This is a genomic window from Roseixanthobacter psychrophilus (assembly GCF_043195195.1).
Taxonomy (GTDB): Bacteria; Pseudomonadota; Alphaproteobacteria; order Rhizobiales; family Xanthobacteraceae; genus NCEH01.
Genome location: NZ_JBAFWT010000001.1, coordinates 105,489 through 120,847 on the forward strand (window position 1 = coordinate 105,489; position 15,359 = coordinate 120,847).

14 protein-coding genes are annotated in these 15,359 nt (G+C 66.9%); 10 read left to right on the top strand and 4 right to left on the bottom strand.

Annotated features, from left to right (window positions below; translation table 11 throughout):
* Positions 1-48: 48 nt before the first annotated feature.
* The 8 genes from V5F77_RS00450 to V5F77_RS00485 all read left to right on the top strand — a co-directional run bounded on the left by V5F77_RS00450 (position 49) and on the right by V5F77_RS00485 (position 8,146).
* Positions 49-888 (top strand): ABC transporter substrate-binding protein, encoded by an 840-nt coding sequence (locus V5F77_RS00450; RefSeq protein WP_429003344.1) that lies wholly within the window; start codon positions 49-51, stop codon positions 886-888.
* The gene (gene fhuB, locus V5F77_RS00455) at positions 881-2,854 is read left to right on the top strand and encodes a Fe(3+)-hydroxamate ABC transporter permease FhuB (RefSeq protein WP_429003345.1); all 1,974 of its coding nucleotides are present in this window, start codon (positions 881-883) and stop codon (positions 2,852-2,854) included. The genes V5F77_RS00450 and fhuB overlap by 8 nt, the downstream gene beginning before the upstream one ends.
* On the top strand, positions 2,851-3,729 hold the full coding sequence (locus V5F77_RS00460) for an alpha/beta hydrolase (protein WP_429003346.1): 879 nt from the start codon (positions 2,851-2,853) through the stop codon (positions 3,727-3,729). Before fhuB ends, V5F77_RS00460 begins: the two co-directional genes overlap by 4 nt.
* Complete coding sequence (locus V5F77_RS00465) at positions 3,719-4,507, top strand: ATP-binding cassette domain-containing protein (RefSeq protein ID WP_429003347.1); 789 nt, start codon at positions 3,719-3,721, stop codon at positions 4,505-4,507. Before V5F77_RS00460 ends, V5F77_RS00465 begins: the two co-directional genes overlap by 11 nt.
* Before the next feature lie 138 nt (positions 4,508-4,645).
* On the top strand, positions 4,646-5,566 hold the full coding sequence (locus V5F77_RS00470; RefSeq protein WP_429003348.1) for a metal ABC transporter substrate-binding protein: 921 nt from the start codon (positions 4,646-4,648) through the stop codon (positions 5,564-5,566).
* A complete protein-coding gene (locus V5F77_RS00475; RefSeq protein WP_429003349.1) occupies positions 5,563-6,450 on the top strand; it encodes a manganese/iron ABC transporter ATP-binding protein in 888 nt (295 codons plus the stop codon). The genes V5F77_RS00470 and V5F77_RS00475 overlap by 4 nt, the downstream gene beginning before the upstream one ends.
* Positions 6,447-7,304 carry a metal ABC transporter permease gene (locus tag V5F77_RS00480; RefSeq protein WP_429003350.1) on the top strand — a complete coding sequence of 286 codons (858 nt, stop codon included), beginning with the start codon at positions 6,447-6,449 and terminating at the stop codon, positions 7,302-7,304. The genes V5F77_RS00475 and V5F77_RS00480 overlap by 4 nt, the downstream gene beginning before the upstream one ends.
* Entirely contained in the window at positions 7,301-8,146 is an 846-nt protein-coding gene (locus tag V5F77_RS00485) for a metal ABC transporter permease (RefSeq protein WP_429003351.1), read from the top strand. The genes V5F77_RS00480 and V5F77_RS00485 overlap by 4 nt, the downstream gene beginning before the upstream one ends.
* A 69-nt stretch (positions 8,147-8,215) precedes the next feature.
* Here the strand turns inward: V5F77_RS00485 and V5F77_RS00490 are convergent, their stop codons facing one another.
* The 3 genes from V5F77_RS00490 to V5F77_RS00500 all read right to left on the bottom strand — a co-directional run bounded on the left by V5F77_RS00490 (position 8,216) and on the right by V5F77_RS00500 (position 12,081).
* Complete coding sequence (locus V5F77_RS00490) at positions 8,216-9,538, bottom strand: esterase-like activity of phytase family protein (RefSeq protein ID WP_429003352.1); 1,323 nt, start codon at positions 9,536-9,538, stop codon at positions 8,216-8,218.
* A 117-nt stretch (positions 9,539-9,655) separates the two neighbouring features.
* Positions 9,656-11,155 carry a phosphomannomutase/phosphoglucomutase gene (locus V5F77_RS00495; protein ID WP_429003353.1) on the bottom strand — a complete coding sequence of 500 codons (1,500 nt, stop codon included), beginning with the start codon at positions 11,153-11,155 and terminating at the stop codon, positions 9,656-9,658.
* Positions 11,156-11,316: 161 nt separating this feature from the next.
* Entirely contained in the window at positions 11,317-12,081 is a 765-nt protein-coding gene (locus V5F77_RS00500; protein WP_429003354.1) for a hypothetical protein, read from the bottom strand.
* A 303-nt stretch (positions 12,082-12,384) separates the two neighbouring features.
* Here V5F77_RS00500 and V5F77_RS00505 point away from each other — a divergent pair, with 303 nt between their 5' ends.
* Complete coding sequence (locus tag V5F77_RS00505) at positions 12,385-13,098, top strand: carbonic anhydrase (protein ID WP_429003355.1); 714 nt, start codon at positions 12,385-12,387, stop codon at positions 13,096-13,098.
* A gap of 6 nt (positions 13,099-13,104) precedes the next feature.
* On the opposite strand, the gene V5F77_RS00510 is transcribed toward V5F77_RS00505, so the two are convergent.
* Positions 13,105-14,046 (bottom strand): ornithine cyclodeaminase family protein, encoded by a 942-nt coding sequence (locus V5F77_RS00510; RefSeq protein ID WP_429003356.1) that lies wholly within the window; start codon positions 14,044-14,046, stop codon positions 13,105-13,107.
* A gap of 126 nt (positions 14,047-14,172) precedes the next feature.
* Between V5F77_RS00510 and V5F77_RS00515 the strand changes: the two genes are divergently transcribed.
* Positions 14,173-15,354: an NAD(P)/FAD-dependent oxidoreductase gene (locus V5F77_RS00515; protein ID WP_429003357.1), complete on the top strand. Its 1,182-nt coding sequence runs from the start codon at positions 14,173-14,175 to the stop codon at positions 15,352-15,354.
* The last annotated feature ends 5 nt before the right edge of the window (positions 15,355-15,359 follow it).

Below are 15,359 nucleotides of genomic sequence, written 5' to 3' on the forward strand. Positions count from 1 at the left end.
TCTGGCACGACGCGACGCGGCTTGCTCAAGGGGGCGGCCGCGTGCGCCATGCTCGCGTCGCGCCCCGTGCGCGCGGCCGGCGTGCCGAGCCGTATCGTCTCGCTGGATTACGGCCTTGCCGAAACCCTGCTGGCAATGGGCGTGACGCCGGTGGCCATTGCCGAGGCCGACGAATGGTCCCGCTGGGTGATCGAACCCGCGTTGCCGGCGGGCGTAGTCAATCTCGGCACCGCGCTGGAAGCCAATATCGAGCTGCTGCACGCGCTGCGTCCGGACCTGATCCTCTCGACCCCCTATCTGGCGCGAGTGGAAACGATGCTGGCGCGCATCGCCCGCACCGAAACCTTCGGCATCTACACGCCCGAGGGGGGGGATCCCTACCGCCTCAGCGTCGCCGCCACCCGCCGGCTCGGGGGCATGCTCGCGCGCGACACGCAGGCCGAGCGGCTGATCGTCGAGGCCAACGCGGTGATGGAGGCGACCCGCGCCACCCTCGCGCCCCATGCCGGCACGCCGCTTTTCGTGGTCAATTTCATGGATACGCGCCATGTCCGGGTCTATGGCGCCAAAAGCCTGTTCGACGATGTGATGACCTTGTGCGGCCTTACCAATGCCTGGCAGGGCACCACCAATTATTGGGGTTTTGCCACCGTCGGCATCGAGCAATTGGCGCGCGCGCCGCAGGCGCGGCTGATCTATCTGGAGCCGATCGCCGCCGACGTGCTGACGCGGCTGAACGGCTCGCCCTTGTGGAACAGCCTCGGCTTCGTGCGCGAGCACCGGGTGCAGTCCATGCCCGCCGCCTTGATGTTCGGCATGCTGCCCTCCGCCATGCGGTTCGCCCGGCTGCTGGGCCGGACGCTGCCCAAGGCAGCCGCCAATGGGTGAGCGGATGCGGTTTGGTCCGGCGTCCATCGTCGCGGTGCTGGCGCTCGCCGCCGCCGCGCTGAGCCTGTCCACCCTGGCACTGCGGCTGCCCCTGGGGCTATGGCTGCAAGCGCTCACCGCGCCGGATATGCTCGACGTGCGCCAGATGCTGGTGCGCTACAGCTTCGCGCCACGCCTTGCCACCAGCGTGTTGTGCGGCGCCGCTTTGGGCCTGGCCGGCGCGTTGCTGCAATTGGCGCTGCGCAATCCGCTTGCCTCCCCCACAACGCTCGGTATTTCCGCCGGCGCCAATCTCGCCCTCGCCATGGCCATGCTGCGGGCGCCGGCACTGCTCGCCTTCGGGCGCGAGTGGACCGCCATGGTGGGCGGAATGGCCGCCGCGCTCATCGTGCTCGCCCTGTCCTGGCAGAAGCGGCTCTCGCCCCTCACCGTGGTGCTGGCGGGCATGGTGGTGAGCCTGTATTGCGGCGCGCTGGCCGCAATGCTGGTGTTGTTCAATACCCATTATCTCGCCGGCCTGTTCATCTGGGGTGGCGGCTCGCTGAGCCAGCAGGATTGGGGGATCGCCGGGTTCCTCGCCCCCCGGCTGGCGCTTGCCATGCTCGCCGCCGCGCTGCTGGTGCGGCCCCTGACCTTGCTGACGCTGGACGACGACCACGCCCGCAGCCTCGGCCTGTCGGTGCCACTAACCCGGCTCGCGGCGCTCGCGCTCGCCGTGGCGCTGACCGGGTTTGTGGTCAGCACCGTGGGCATCATCGGCTTTGTCGGATTGGCGGCGCCTGCACTGGTGAATGTCGCCGGTGCCCGGCGGGTGGCCGCGCGCCTCATCTGGTCCACCTTGCTTGGCGCCGCACTGCTGTGGGTGACCGACCAAGGCGTGCAGCGGCTTGCCGGCGCCTATGGCGAGATGCTGCCAACCGGGGCGATCACCGCGCTGTTCGGCTCGCCCTTGCTGCTGTGGCTGCTGCCGCGCCTGCGCCTGTCGCTGCATCTCCCCTCCGGGCTGGGGGAGGTCGTCAGCCGGGCCCGGCATCCGCTGCTGCTGATCTGCGCCCTCGGCATCGTGCTGGCGGGCATGGTCGCGCTGTCGCTTACCATCGGGCAGGGGCTGGAGGGGTGGGACCTCTCGGCCGACCTGCTGGACTGGCGTTGGCCGCGCGCGCTCGCCGCGCTCTCGGCGGGCATCATGCTTGCCTGCGCCGGCGGCATCCTCCAGCGCATGACCGGCAACCCGATGGCGAGCCCGGAAGTGCTCGGCGTCAGCGCCGGCGCCGCCTTCGGGCTGATCGCCGCGATGTTCACTCTGTCCGAGGTGGGGCGGAGCGAGCAGATTGGCGCGGCAACACTTGGCGCCCTGCTCGCATTGCTGGCGATGCTCGCGTTCGGACGCGCCAGCGCGGCGGTACCGGAGCGCGTGCTGTTGGCCGGCATCGCGCTCGGCGCGATGTTCGACGCGCTGGTGACGGCGCTGATGGCGAGCGGCGACCCGCGCGCCGCGCAATTGCTCAATTGGATGACCGGCTCGACCTATGGGGTGGATGCCACTGATGCAACCGCCGCCCTGGTCGCCGCGCTCGCGACGCTGTGCGCGTTGCCGCTGCTGGCCCGCTGGCTCGATATCGTGCCGCTGGGCGGGGCAACCGCGACCGCGCTCGGCCTGCACCCGCGTCGCAGCCATGGGCTGCTGCTGATCGCCACCGCCGCGATGACGGCGGTCTCGACGCTGGTGATCGGGCCACTGACCTTCGTCGGCCTGATGGCGCCGCATCTGGCGCGGTTCCTCGGGCTTCAGCGCGCGTTGCCCCAATTGGTCGGAGCCGCGCTCATCGGCGGCATCATCATGGTCGCGGCGGACTGGCTCGGGCGCACGATCGCCTTCCCCTGGCAAATACCGGCGGGCCTGGCCGCCACCTTCATCGGCTGCCCCGCCCTTATGTACCTTCTGGCCCGGAGACAAAGCACATGACCCAACCGGCGCTCATACCCGACACCGTTCAGTTCGACCTCGCCCCGGCTGCGGGCGGCGAGCCCTACCGCATCTATCTCTACACCCCTCCGGGCGAAGCTCCGGCCGATGGCTGGCCGGTTCTGTACCTGCTCGATGGCAATGCCGTCATCGGCACGGCGGTGGACGCGGTGCGGGTGCAGGCGCCCTACACGCTCGGCACCGGCGTACAATTCGGCGTCATCGTCGCCATCGGCTATCCCACCGACGGCCCCTATGACAGCGTGCGCCGCTCCTGGGACATGGGCCCGCCCCCGGGCCAGAGCTACCCGCCGCACACCGAGAATGGGCCGGATGTGCGCACCGGCGGCGCCGATCATTTCCTCACCTTCATCGCGGACGAGCTGAAGCCCGAAATCGCCCGCCGCGCGCCGGTAAGCCACCGGCGGCAGGCGATCTTCGGCCACTCCTTCGGCGGGCTGTTCGTGTTGCATGCGCTGTTTCAGCGGCCCGATGCCTTTGCCGCCTGGATCGCCGCCAGCCCCGCCATCTGGTGGGAAGGCGCGGGCATCGTCACCGCCGCGGCAAGCTTCGTCGCGGCGGAGCAAGCCGGGGGCGGGACAGGTAGAGGCGGCCGCCTCCTGCTGCTGGCCGGCGAATATGAGCAGGCGCTTGCCCCGTTCCAGATCGGCGCGGCGGATGCGCAGAAACGTCTCGCCAGCTTTGAGGAAAGCCGCATCGTCGACAACACGCGGATGATGGCCGAGCGCCTGACGCCGGTTTCCGGGCTCTCCACAGACTATGTGTTCCTGCCCGGCGAGACCCACATGTCGGTGCTGCCCGCGTGCATCAACCACGCCGTTCGCTTTGCTTTCGGAGCGATCCATGACGCCTGAAGCCGACGCTCCGCTGTTCCGGATCGAGCACGCGAGCTTCGCCGCGAACGGGCGCGCGCTTGTCGGTCCCATCACCCTCACACTTCCCGCCGGGGCGCTGATCGGCCTGATCGGGCACAATGGATCGGGCAAATCCACGCTGCTGAAGATGCTGGCACGCCAGCATCCCGCGCAGGGCACCATCCACCTCAATGGTCGCCCGCTGGCGCACTGGGGCGCCCGCGCCTTCGCCCGCGAGGTGGCATACTTGCCGCAGACCACGCCGGGCAGTTCCGGCCTGCTGGTGAAGGAGCTGGTGGCGCTCGGCCGCTATCCCTGGCACGGCGCGCTCGGCCGCTTCGGCATGAGGGACCGCGCCAAGGTGGCGCAAGCGCTTGAGATGACCGATCTCACCTCGCTCGGGGACCGTCTCGTCGACACGCTTTCCGGTGGGGAGCGGCAGCGCGCCTGGATCGCGATGCTGGTGGCGCAGGATACCAAATGCCTGCTGCTCGACGAGCCGATCTCGGCCCTCGACATCGCCCATCAGATCGAAATCCTCACCATGATCCGGAGCTTGGCGCAGACCCGGAAGATCGGCGTCGTGGCGGTGCTGCACGACGTCAACATGGCCGCGCGGTTCTGCGACCACATCGTCGCGCTCCATGGCGGCGGCGTGATCGCACAGGGCCCGCCCCTCGAAATCCTGCAGCCGGCACCGCTGGAGGCGATCTACGGCATCCCCATGGGCGTGATCGCGTCACCAGAAACGGGCCTGCCGCTCTGCTATGCCCGCTGAAAGGAGAGCGCCGCCGAGATTGCCGCGCGGCTGCCGCTTCTCCGGGGGCAGTCCGTGTTGGCGATATTGCTAATGAGTTGCAATTGCGAGTCTGTCATGCAATCTTGCGAACAGTTCGCAATTGCAAGAAGGCAGGCCATGGCCACTCCTACCCGCCGCATCATCCTTGCCGGCATAGCCGGCGCCATGGCCTTCGGCGTGCTCGCGGATCCCTCGTTTGCGCAGGACAAGTTCAAAGCCGTCACGACCTTCACGGTGATCGCCGACATGGCGCGAAACGTGGCCGGCGATGCCGCCATCGTGGAATCCATCACCAAGCCGGGCGCGGAGATTCACAATTACGCGCCGACACCGGGCGATATCATCAAGGCGCAGGGCGCGGGGCTGGTGCTGTGGAACGGGCTCAATCTCGAATTGTGGTTCGAGAAGTTTTTCCGCAACCTCAAGAACGTGCCGAGCGTGGTGGTCTCCAACGGCGTCGAGCCGATGGGCATCGCCGAGGGCCCCTATACCGGCAAGCCCAACCCGCACGCCTGGATGTCGCCGACTGCGGCGCTGATCTATGTCGACAATATCCGCGACGCCTTCGTAAAGTACGATCCAAAGAACGCCGCGACCTATACGGCCAACGCGGCCGCTTATAAGCAGAAGATTATCGATGCCGTCGCGCCGATCCGCGCCGAACTCGCCGCGATCCCCGAGCAGAAGCGCTGGCTGGTGTCTAGCGAGGGCGCGTTTAGCTATTTGGCGCGGGATTTCGGCCTGACGGAGCTTTATCTCTGGCCGATCAATGCCGACCAGCAGGGCACGCCGCAACAGGTGCGCAAGGTCATCGACAAGGTGCGGGCCGAGAAAATCCCGGTCGTGTTCAGCGAAAGCACCATCTCGGCCAATCCCGCAAAGCAGGTGGCCCGCGAGACCGGTGCCCGCTATGGCGGCGTGCTCTATGTCGATTCTCTCAGCGAGGCGGACGGCCCCGTGCCAACCTATATCGACCTGCTGCGCGTGACGTCCGAGACCATCGCCAAGGGCCTGGCTGCGCAGGATCCGGCGCAATGAGCGCGCCTCCCCGTTCCGCCACCTTCGTTCCCGCTCTCCCGGAACCCGGGATCAGCGTCCAGGATCTCACCGTCACCTATCGTAATGGGCACACGGCGCTGCGCGATGCCTCCTTTGCCATTCCATCCGGCACCATCACGGCGCTGGTCGGCGTCAATGGCAGCGGCAAGTCAACCCTGTTCAAGGCGATCATGGGCTTCGAGCGGGCCTCGAAGGGGTCGATCTCGATCCTCGGCCTGCCGGTTCGCGAGGCGCTCAAGCGCAACATCGTCGCCTATGTGCCGCAGAGCGAGGATGTGGACTGGAACTTCCCGGTGCTCGTGGAAGACGTCGTGATGATGGGGCGCTACGGCCACATGAACATGTTGCGCCTCGCCAAGGCGCAGGATCATGCGGCGGTCGCGGCGGCGCTCGGCCGGGTCGGCATGTCCGAGTATCGCAAGCGCCAGATCGGCGAACTCTCGGGCGGCCAGAGGAAGCGGGTCTTCCTCGCCCGCGCATTGGCGCAGGATGCCCGCGTCATCCTGCTCGACGAGCCCTTCACGGGGGTCGACGTGAAGACCGAAGACGCCATCATCGAGCTTCTGCGGTCGCTGCGCGACGAGGGACGCGTCATGCTGGTCTCGACGCACAATCTCGGCAGCGTGCCGGAATTCTGCGACCGGACCGTCCTGATCAAGGGCACCGTGCTGGCCTATGGCCCGACGCGGGAAACCTTCACCCAGGCCAATCTGGAAAAGACCTTCGGCGGCGTGCTGCGCCATTTCGTGCTCGACGGCGCGCCCGCCGGTCAGCCGCAGGCGGTGCATTTGATCTCCGACGACGAGCGGCCCTTCGTGGTCTACGATTCCGGCGGCACGCAAGCGGCGGAGCCAGAGCAATGATGCTTCTGCTGGAGCCGTTCGGATACGGCTACATGGTCAATGCCATGTGGGTCAGCGCCCTGGTGGGCGCGGTGTGCGCCTTCCTCTCCGCCTATCTCATGCTGAAGGGCTGGTCGCTGATCGGTGATGCCCTGTCCCATGCCATCGTGCCCGGCGTTGCCGGCGCCTATATGCTCGGCCTGCCCTTCTCCCTGGGCGCCTTCTTCTCGGGCGGCCTCGCCGCCGGCGCGATGCTGCTGCTCAACCAGCGCACCCGGCTGAAGGAGGATGCCATCATCGGGCTGATCTTCACGTCGTTCTTCGGCCTCGGCCTGTTCATGGTGTCGCTGTCGCCGACCTCGGTGAACATCCAGACCATCGTGCTCGGGAACGTCCTCGCCATAACCCCCGGAGACACGCTGCAGATCGCCATCATCGGCGGCGTCTCGCTCGTGGTGCTCCTGGCCAAATGGAAGGACCTGATGGTGACCTTCTTCGACGAGACGCATGCGCGCTCGATCGGCATCAACACGACGCTGCTGAAGATCGTGTTCTTCACGCTGCTGTCGGCCTGCACGGTGGCCGCGTTGCAGACGGTCGGCGCGTTCCTGGTGGTCGCCATGGTGGTGACTCCCGGCGCGACCGCCTATCTGCTGACCGACCGCTTCCCCCGCCTGCTGGTCCTCAGCGTGGCGATCGGCGCGCTGACCAGCTTCGCGGGCGCCTATCTCAGCTATTTCGTCGATGGCGCCACCGGCGGCATCATCGTCGTGCTGCAGACCCTGATCTTCCTGGCCGCTTTCTTCTTCGCCCCCAAGCACGGCATGCGCGCGGCCCGGCGGCGCGCGGCGCAAGCGCTGGAGGGAACGCCATGACCGGCATCGTCGAGACGCTGGCGCAGCCGTTCCAGTTCGAGTTCATGCGCAACGCGCTGGCGATCTCCGTACTGGTGGCGGTGCCGACGGCGCTGCTGTCCTGCTTCCTCGTCCTCAAGGGCTGGTCGCTGATGGGGGACGCGATCTCGCACGCCGTGCTGCCGGGCGTGGTCATCGCCTATATCGCCGGCCTGCCGCTCGCGCTCGGCGCCTTCACCGCCGGAATGGGCTGTGCGCTTGCCACCGGCTTCCTGAAGGAGAACAGCCGCATCAAGCAGGACACGGTGATGGGCGTGGTGTTTTCCGGCATGTTCGGGCTCGGCCTCGTGCTCTACACCAAGATCGAAACCGATATTCACCTCGACCACATCCTGTTCGGCGACATGCTGGGCGTCGGCTGGGAGGACATCGGCGAGACTGCGCTCATCGCGGCCATCACCGGCGGGATCATCGTGCTAAAGTGGCGCGATCTACTGCTGCACGCATTCGACCCCGCTCAGGCCAAGGCCATCGGCCTGCCCGTGCGCGTGCTGCATTATGGCCTGCTGTGCCTGCTCTCGCTCACCATCGTCGGAGCGCTCAAGGCCGTGGGGATCATCTTGGTGATCGCCATGCTGATCGCGCCCGGGGCCATCGCCTTTCTGCTGGCCCGCACGTTCGGCTCCATGTTGGTCACCGCCACCGCCATCGCCGTTTTGGCATCGCTGGGCGGCGTCTATCTCAGCTTCTTCATCGATAGCGCTCCCGCCCCGACCATCGTCCTGCTGATGAGCATCGGTTTTCTCTGCGCCCTCGGCTTCTCCAGCCGGAAGGCGGGGCAGGCAAGCGACCAGGGGGCGTGAAAGACGCATCGGCGCGGGCGGGGCGCGCAGCCGCGCCTTCTCGCGAGGTCGCGCCTCAGGCCACCGGCCTCATTTCAGCACCGGCTTATCAAACCGCACCCGCCGCATCTGGGTGGTGTCTCCCTTGATGCCGAAGTCGCTGTCGTTCACCAGAACCAGTTCGCGATCGCTCAACACCGCGACCCCCTCGATCTTGGCCGGCAGGTCCTTCAGCAGGTCGCTGTCCAGGATCAGCGTCTTGGCGAGCGGCGTGATGCCGTTGCGCGCGAAATCGCTCGGGGCGATTTGCTCCAGGGTCGGCGGAGTGCTTGCCGCGTCGATGCCGGGGGGCAAAGTGGCGGCGCCCGCAAGATCCACCAGGAACAGCTTGGTGGTCTTGTCGATGCGCTCCAGCACCAGCAGGCGGTCGGGCCCCACCGCCACCATCTCGCTCATCTTCACGTCCGACTGGTCCTGCTTCTTTTCACTCGCATCCGCCTTGAAATCGGCGGGTGCGCTGGCGCGATAGGCATAGGAGCCGACCACCGCGCCGGTCTTTCGGTCGAGCTTGATCAGGCGCGCCAGCGGCGAGCGGTCGGCTGCCGCCGTATCGGGATTGGCGAGCGCCCCTTGCATCAAGGCGTAAAGAAAGGCGCCATCGGGGGACACCGCGAGGCTTTCAATGCCATGATTGAGGGCGCGCCGCGCCAGGATGGCGGGAAGAACCGGGACGACCTCATAATCGGCACCCTTCAGCCGGTCGGCGAGCCCCTCGGGCACCAGCCGGCGGCGGATCGTGCCGTCCGGCGCCACCTCCACCAACGAGGGGCCATATTCCTCGCTGACAACGAAGCTGCCGTCGTCCAGGCGCACCAGCGCTTCGGTGTCGAGGCCGGACGGGTCCTTGGCGATCGGTTCGCCGGTCACGCTGAACGCGGCCTCTGCGGACGCAAGATCATTGGGCAGGCCGGTGATCGCCTTGCCGGAGCGCCCCTTCAGGGGAAGGCTCTCCAGCACATCCACCGTTCCGCCAGCGTCGATCCGCAGCTTGTAGATGGTGGGCGTGAAGGCCGGCAGGGGGAAGATTTTCCCGTCTTTGTCGCCCTTGCAGATGTCGTTGGTACCGCGCCCAGTGATGTCCTTCGGCTTCTTGCAATCCACGTTCGGCCCCCGGTCGGTGATCGCGAAGATCACCCCTTCCGGGTCGGCTTTCGCGCGGAACAGGCCGGAGCCGAGGCCCACATTGAGGTTCAGCGTCTTGCCGTCGGGAATCTCGACCCGGCCGAGCGGAAGCGGCGCGAGGGTGAGGGCCTCCACCGTCGCAGAGGCGGCCAGCGCGTCTTGCGCGACGGCGGCACCGCCGCAGGTCAGCGTCAAGGACGAGAGAAGGACACTCGACAGCAGCCGCAACATGTCTGCCCCCAGGAATCGCGCCGAACGGCAGCGCATGCCATCCACGCACCTGCGGCGCGTGGGCGTTAACCTATCGAAGCCAAACTCAACCGGAAGACGCACGCGCCTTCCCCAAGATCAGATGGTCTGATTATAGGCGCCGACTTCAGGGTGGGTGCGCAGCACACCATCGATCTCCTGGAACATCTCGCGCATGCGCGCTTCGGAGACCGGGCTTTCCACCACCACCACCAGCTCGGGCTTGTTGGAGGAGGCCCGCACCAGGCCCCAGGTGCCGTCTTGGGTCGTCACGCGCACGCCGTTGACGGTCACGAGATCGCGGATCGGCTGGCCGGTCACCATGCCGCCCTTGGCCTGCAGATCCTCGAAATGCTTCACCACCTCCGTCACGATGCCATACTTGGCTTCGTCCGCGCAGTGGGGCGACATGGTGGGGGAGGACCAGGTTTTGGGCAGCGCGAGGCGCAGCTCGGAGAGCTTCTTGCCGGGGTTGCGGTCTAGCATGTCCAGAACCGCGATGGCGGAGACGAGGCCGTCGTCATAGCCCCGGCCGATGGGCTTGTTGAAGAAATAATGGCCGGACTTCTCGAAGCCCACCAGGGCGCCGGTCTCGTTCACCCGGCGCTTCATGTAGGAATGGCCGGTCTTCCAATAATCCGCCTTCACGCCGAGCTTGATCAGCTCGGGATCGGTGGCAAACAGGCCGGTGGACTTCACGTCCACCACGAAGGTCGAGCCGGGATAGATCTTGGCGAGGTCGCGGGCGAGCATCACGCCCATCTTGTCGGCGAAGATTTCCTCGCCCTCATTGTCCACCACGCCGCAGCGGTCGCCGTCGCCGTCGAAGCCCAGCGCCACGTCCGCGCCGGAGGCCAGCACCGCATCGCGCATGGCATGGAGCATTTCCATGTCTTCCGGGTTCGGATTGTACTTGGGGAAGGAATGGTCCAGCTCGGTGTCGAGCGGCACCACCTCGACGCCGAGCGCTTCCAGGATGCGCGGGGCAAACGCGCCGGCCGTACCGTTGCCGCACGCCACCACCGCCTTGATGGGGTGCTTGAGCTTGGGCCGGTCGGTGAGGTCCTTGATATAGATTTCGGGGAAGTTTTCCACGAAGTGATAGGCGCCGCCGCCGCGCAGGTCAAAGGCGGCGGAAAGGACGATTTCCTTCAGGCGGGTCATCTCGTCGGGGCCGAAGGTGAGCGGGCGGTTGACGCCCATCTTCACGCCGGTCCAGCCATTGTCATTATGCGAGGCGGTCACCATCGCCACGGCCGGCACGTCGAGCGCGAACTGGGCGAAATAGGCCATGGGCGACATGGCAAGGCCGATGTCGTGCACCTTGATGCCGGCGGCCATGAGGCCGGAGACCATCGCGTATTTGATGGACGAGGAATAGCCGCGGAAATCGTGGCCGGTGACGATCTCCGGCTTGATGCCCATCTGGTGCATCAAGGTGCCGAGCCCCATGCCCAGCGCCTGGATGCCCATCAGGTTGATTTCCTTCTGGAACAACCAGCGGGCATCATATTCCCGGAACCCGGTGGGCTTCACCATGGGTTCGGATTCATAGGCATAGGTATTGGGCGTCAATGCGGGCTTCGGCGTCGGGAACATGAAGAGCTTCTCCGCAACGGCTCTGATTGGTCGGCTGCCGATAGCATGAAATCAGGCCGGAAGGCACCCGCGGTCCAGAAAGTGGCGGGGCGAACCGGCTTCAAGTGCGCGCAGGTCCGAAAGGTTCCGGCCGAATGCCGAACCGCCCCGTGCGCTGCCGTTTACCCACGCCGGTCATTCGCTCCGAGGCTCAACGGTGCGGCGAGGAAGGTGAGGGTCTGATTCCCGAGCCACCGATAATGCGCCATCTGGGTCGAACTCCACAGCTCGAACTCCTCCACCAAGGTGGGGTCGATGGCCTCCAGCTTTCCCCGGCCGCCGATCACGAACCAGCCCTCGCGCGCGGCCTCTCCGAGCAGGTTGCCGATATGGGCCGGCGAAACCTGCAACGCCTCGGCAAGCGCGCGATAGCTTAGATGCGGTCCGGGTGCCGCCTGCGGAACGGTTTGGCCATAATGCGCCTGCATCACCTTGCACAGCAGCAGATAGCCGCAATCGCGCATTGCGAAGAAAAGCACACGCGGAAACGGATGGATGAGCGTGCCGTGCGTGCGCACGTGCGCCGCCGAGCGATACAGCAGGTCGCCGAGCGCATCCGCTTCGCCGGTCAGACGGTCGCCGGCCGCACCTACCCCGTCGAGCCGATCAGCCGCGACAACGAAGGCGAGCACCGAGCGCCCAATCTCGCCGATCATCTCGGCCGAGGGGCGCAGCAGCCTAATGCGCAAGTCCGATGCCGCCGGCTCCGCGATGACGAGACGCCCCGCCTTCAGCGACGCGACGAGCCCGGCGGTCTGACGCGGACTTGCCTCGACCGCGCGTTGAAGGGCGGCCAAGGTCGGCGCCGGACCGTGCCCGTGACGCCAGAAAAAATAGTTATGAATCAGCGAGTAGCAAATCATGTACCGGGAAAACTGGTCGAACATCTTGGCGAGCGGCCATTGCTGAGCTGACGTTTGCGCCGCCGCCTGACAATAGTCCCGCAAGACCTGCCTGAACGCGGGATGTGTCCGATATTTTGCCGCGTCCCGCGTAAGGTCGAGCGGAAGGTGAGACGGGGCGACATCGAGGCCGTTCTGCTGCGCGCAAAGGGATCTTCTGGGCAAATGACCAACACCTGCAAAGTTTGGACTTTTTTGCCAGAGCCGGGCGGGTAAATATACGGCATGCCGCTGAAAAGCAGGGAGGCCTGCGGGCCGGCATCATCTTACGTTCGCGAGAGGTTTCCCATGTGCAACACTCACGGAATGTCCCGCCGCGGCCTCATGATAGCGGGCGCAGCAGGAGCGGCTGCGGTCCTGACCGGCGCGGTGCCATTTTCGGCCCACGCCCAAAATGCCGCCCCGCCCAACGCCATCACCCCTGACGCGGCGCTGAAGCGGCTCATGGACGGGAATGCCCGCTATGCCGCCAACACGCCGAACCAGAAGGATTTTACCGCCGGCCGCGCGGCCCGCGCCACGGCCCAATACCCGTTCGCCGCGATCCTGAGCTGCGCCGATTCCCGCGTCGCCCCCGAACTCGCCTTCGACGAAGGACCGGGCGAATTGTTCGTGGTTCGCGTCGCCGGCAATTTCGTCAATGATGACGGCCTCGCCAGCCTGGAATATGGCGCGAAGTTCCTGGGCACGCCGCTTATCATGGTGCTCGGACACACCAATTGCGGCGCCGTGGATGCCACCATCAAAGTGCTGTCCGACAATGTCCAGCTCCCCGGCCACCTGCCGGAGCTGGTCAATGCGATCAAGCCCGCCGTCGAAAAAGCCAAGGCCGAGAAGCCCGCCAACCTGCTCGACGCCGCCATTACGGCCAATGTCGCCTTCAACGTGGAGCGGCTGAAAAACGCCCGCCCGATCCTGTCCGAGATGGTCGCGGCCGGGAAGGTGAAAGTGGTCGGGGCGGTCTATGACCTCGCCACCGGCAAGGTGGCCATGATTGGCTAAGCGGCCTTAGCCAACCGATGTCATGACAAGGCGGGCCGCCGTCAAATCTTCCAGCGCGGCGCCCACCGACTTGAACACGGTGATCTCGTCCACCCTCACCCGGCCGGAGACCCTACCAGCGCAGAGGTCGGACAGATCGCCCTTGAGTTGTTCGGCGGACCAGGCGCCCGAGGCCATGGGGAAACGCAGGTCCCCGGCCTCCGCGAGCGCGCCGGCGCGCGTGTCCACATAGACCGCGCTCGCGGCGATCAGCGCATCGTCGCTCTCCCGCATGTCCGGGGTGAAGGCGCCCACCAGATCCACGTGGGTTCCCGGCCGCACATCGGCGCCGAGGACGATCGCCTGCGTGGACGTAGTCGCGCAGGAGACGATATCCGCCTGGGCAAGGGCGGCGCGCAGATCGGAGATGGTATGCGCGTCGAGCCCCTGGCCCTTGAGCCGGTCGGCGACGCAGCGCGCCTTCTCCGGCGCACGGCCCCACACCAGCACCCGTGCGATGGGCCGCACGGCGGCATGAGCGGCGGCGAGATAACCGGCGAGATGGCCGGTGCCCACCATCAGCAGCGTGCGACTGTCGGGTCGGGAGAGGAACGAGGACGCCAGGGCCGAGGCCGCGGCGGTCCGGCGGTTGGTCAAGGCATCGCCGTCCAATATGGCGCGGGGCACGCCGGTCTCGCCATCGAACAAGGTGTAGATGGAATTCACCGCGCCGAGGCCGCGCGCGCCATTCCCCGGCACCACCGTGACCAGCTTCACCCCCAGGGCGACGCCGCGTTCCCACGCCGGCATGGTCAGCAGATGGGCGGTGGCGCCTTGCGTCCCCACCTCGAACGCCTGGCGCACCGGCGCCTCGACCTTCTGTGCCGCGAAGGCGGAGCGCAGCGCCGCGACGAGAGAGGGATAATCGAGCGCCGCATGGACCTGCGCCGCGCTGAAAACCTTTGGCATGAGAATCGGCTCCGTGGGCGATCTTGCACCGACCATACGGGTGGCGCCGGCCCTGTCCACAGCGGCCCTTGCGCCCACGCGCCGGCAGCGTCATAGCGGCGTGTGGCGTGGCCGGGACGGGTCGTGATGGCGGACGAGCATTTCGACGTGGTGATCGTGGGCGGTGCGGCCACCGGCAGTTCCACCGCATTTCATCTCGCCGCCGACCCCGGCTTTTCCGGTCGCGTGCTGGTGCTGGAGCAGGACCCAAGTTACCAAACCTGCGCCTCGGCGCGCTCAGCGGCCTCGATCCGCCAACAATATTCCTCCCCCATCAATGTCGCGATTTCGCTCTACGGCATCACCTTCCTGCGCGAGATTGCCACGCGGCTCGCGGTCGAAGGGGAGGCCCCCGACATCGGCTTGCGGGAAGGAGGGTACTTGTTCCTCGCGAGCCGCGCCGGCGCTGAGGAGCTTGCCACCGCCCATGCGCTCCAAACCGCCCTCGGGGCCGATATCGCGCTTCTCTCGCCGGATGCGCTGCGCGCGCGCTTTCCCTGGCTCAACACAGAGGGCATCGCACGCGGCAGCCTTGGGCTTTCAGGCGAAGGCTGGTTCGACGGCTATGGCCTGATGCAGGCGTTCCGCAAGAAGGCGCGCAGCCTCGGTGTCGACTATCGCGCGGCGAAGGCCGCGCGCCTGGAGCGCATCGGGGACCGGATCACCGCGGCGGTGCTGGCGGACGGCACGCGCGTCGCCTGCGGCTTCGTGGTGAATGCGGCTGGCGCGGGCGGGCCGGATCTCGCGCGCACCGCCGGCATCGATCTCCCGGTGCACAATAAGAAGCGGATGATCTTCACCTTCACCTGCCCCGATGCCGTCCCCGACTGCCCGCTGCTGATCGATCCGAGCGGGGTCTATGTCCGCCCCGAGGGCCGGGGTTTTCTGTGCGGCACAGCTCCTGCGCCACAGGACGATCCCGACAGCACGGACTTCGAGGTGGATCACGCGCTGTTCGAGGAGGTGATCTGGCCGACCCTGGCGGAACGCATCCCCGCCTTCGAGCGGCTGCGTCCCGGCCGGGCCTGGGCCGGGCACTACGACATGAACCTGTTCGACCAGAACGCCATTCTCGGCCCCGCGCCGGGCTGCGCCAATCTGCTGCTGGCCAACGGCTTCAGCGGCCACGGGCTGCAACAATCCCCGGCGGTCGGCCGGGGATTGAGCGAGCTGATCGCTTACGGGCGTTACACGACGCTGGACCTGTCGCCGCTCGGCCATGGGCGCATCGCCCGCAACGCTCCGCTGATCGAGCGCAAGGTGGTGTGAGGCGT

Coding starts and splice junctions, on each gene's coding strand:
- V5F77_RS00495 (WP_429003353.1), bottom strand. CDS start 11,155: ATGTTCCCGACGCCGAAGCCCGCATTGACGCCCAATACCTATGCCTAT.
- V5F77_RS00505 (WP_429003355.1), top strand. CDS start 12,385: ATGTGCAACACTCACGGAATGTCCCGCCGCGGCCTCATGATAGCGGGC.
- fhuB (WP_429003345.1), top strand. CDS start 881: ATGGGTGAGCGGATGCGGTTTGGTCCGGCGTCCATCGTCGCGGTGCTG.
- V5F77_RS00470 (WP_429003348.1), top strand. CDS start 4,646: ATGGCCACTCCTACCCGCCGCATCATCCTTGCCGGCATAGCCGGCGCC.
- V5F77_RS00475 (WP_429003349.1), top strand. CDS start 5,563: ATGAGCGCGCCTCCCCGTTCCGCCACCTTCGTTCCCGCTCTCCCGGAA.
- V5F77_RS00465 (WP_429003347.1), top strand. CDS start 3,719: ATGACGCCTGAAGCCGACGCTCCGCTGTTCCGGATCGAGCACGCGAGC.
- V5F77_RS00480 (WP_429003350.1), top strand. CDS start 6,447: ATGATGCTTCTGCTGGAGCCGTTCGGATACGGCTACATGGTCAATGCC.
- V5F77_RS00490 (WP_429003352.1), bottom strand. CDS start 9,538: ATGTTGCGGCTGCTGTCGAGTGTCCTTCTCTCGTCCTTGACGCTGACC.
- V5F77_RS00510 (WP_429003356.1), bottom strand. CDS start 14,046: ATGCCAAAGGTTTTCAGCGCGGCGCAGGTCCATGCGGCGCTCGATTAT.
- V5F77_RS00515 (WP_429003357.1), top strand. CDS start 14,173: ATGGCGGACGAGCATTTCGACGTGGTGATCGTGGGCGGTGCGGCCACC.
- V5F77_RS00450 (WP_429003344.1), top strand. CDS start 49: ATGCTCGCGTCGCGCCCCGTGCGCGCGGCCGGCGTGCCGAGCCGTATC.
- V5F77_RS00485 (WP_429003351.1), top strand. CDS start 7,301: ATGACCGGCATCGTCGAGACGCTGGCGCAGCCGTTCCAGTTCGAGTTC.
- V5F77_RS00460 (WP_429003346.1), top strand. CDS start 2,851: ATGACCCAACCGGCGCTCATACCCGACACCGTTCAGTTCGACCTCGCC.
- V5F77_RS00500 (WP_429003354.1), bottom strand. CDS start 12,081: ATGTTCGACCAGTTTTCCCGGTACATGATTTGCTACTCGCTGATTCAT.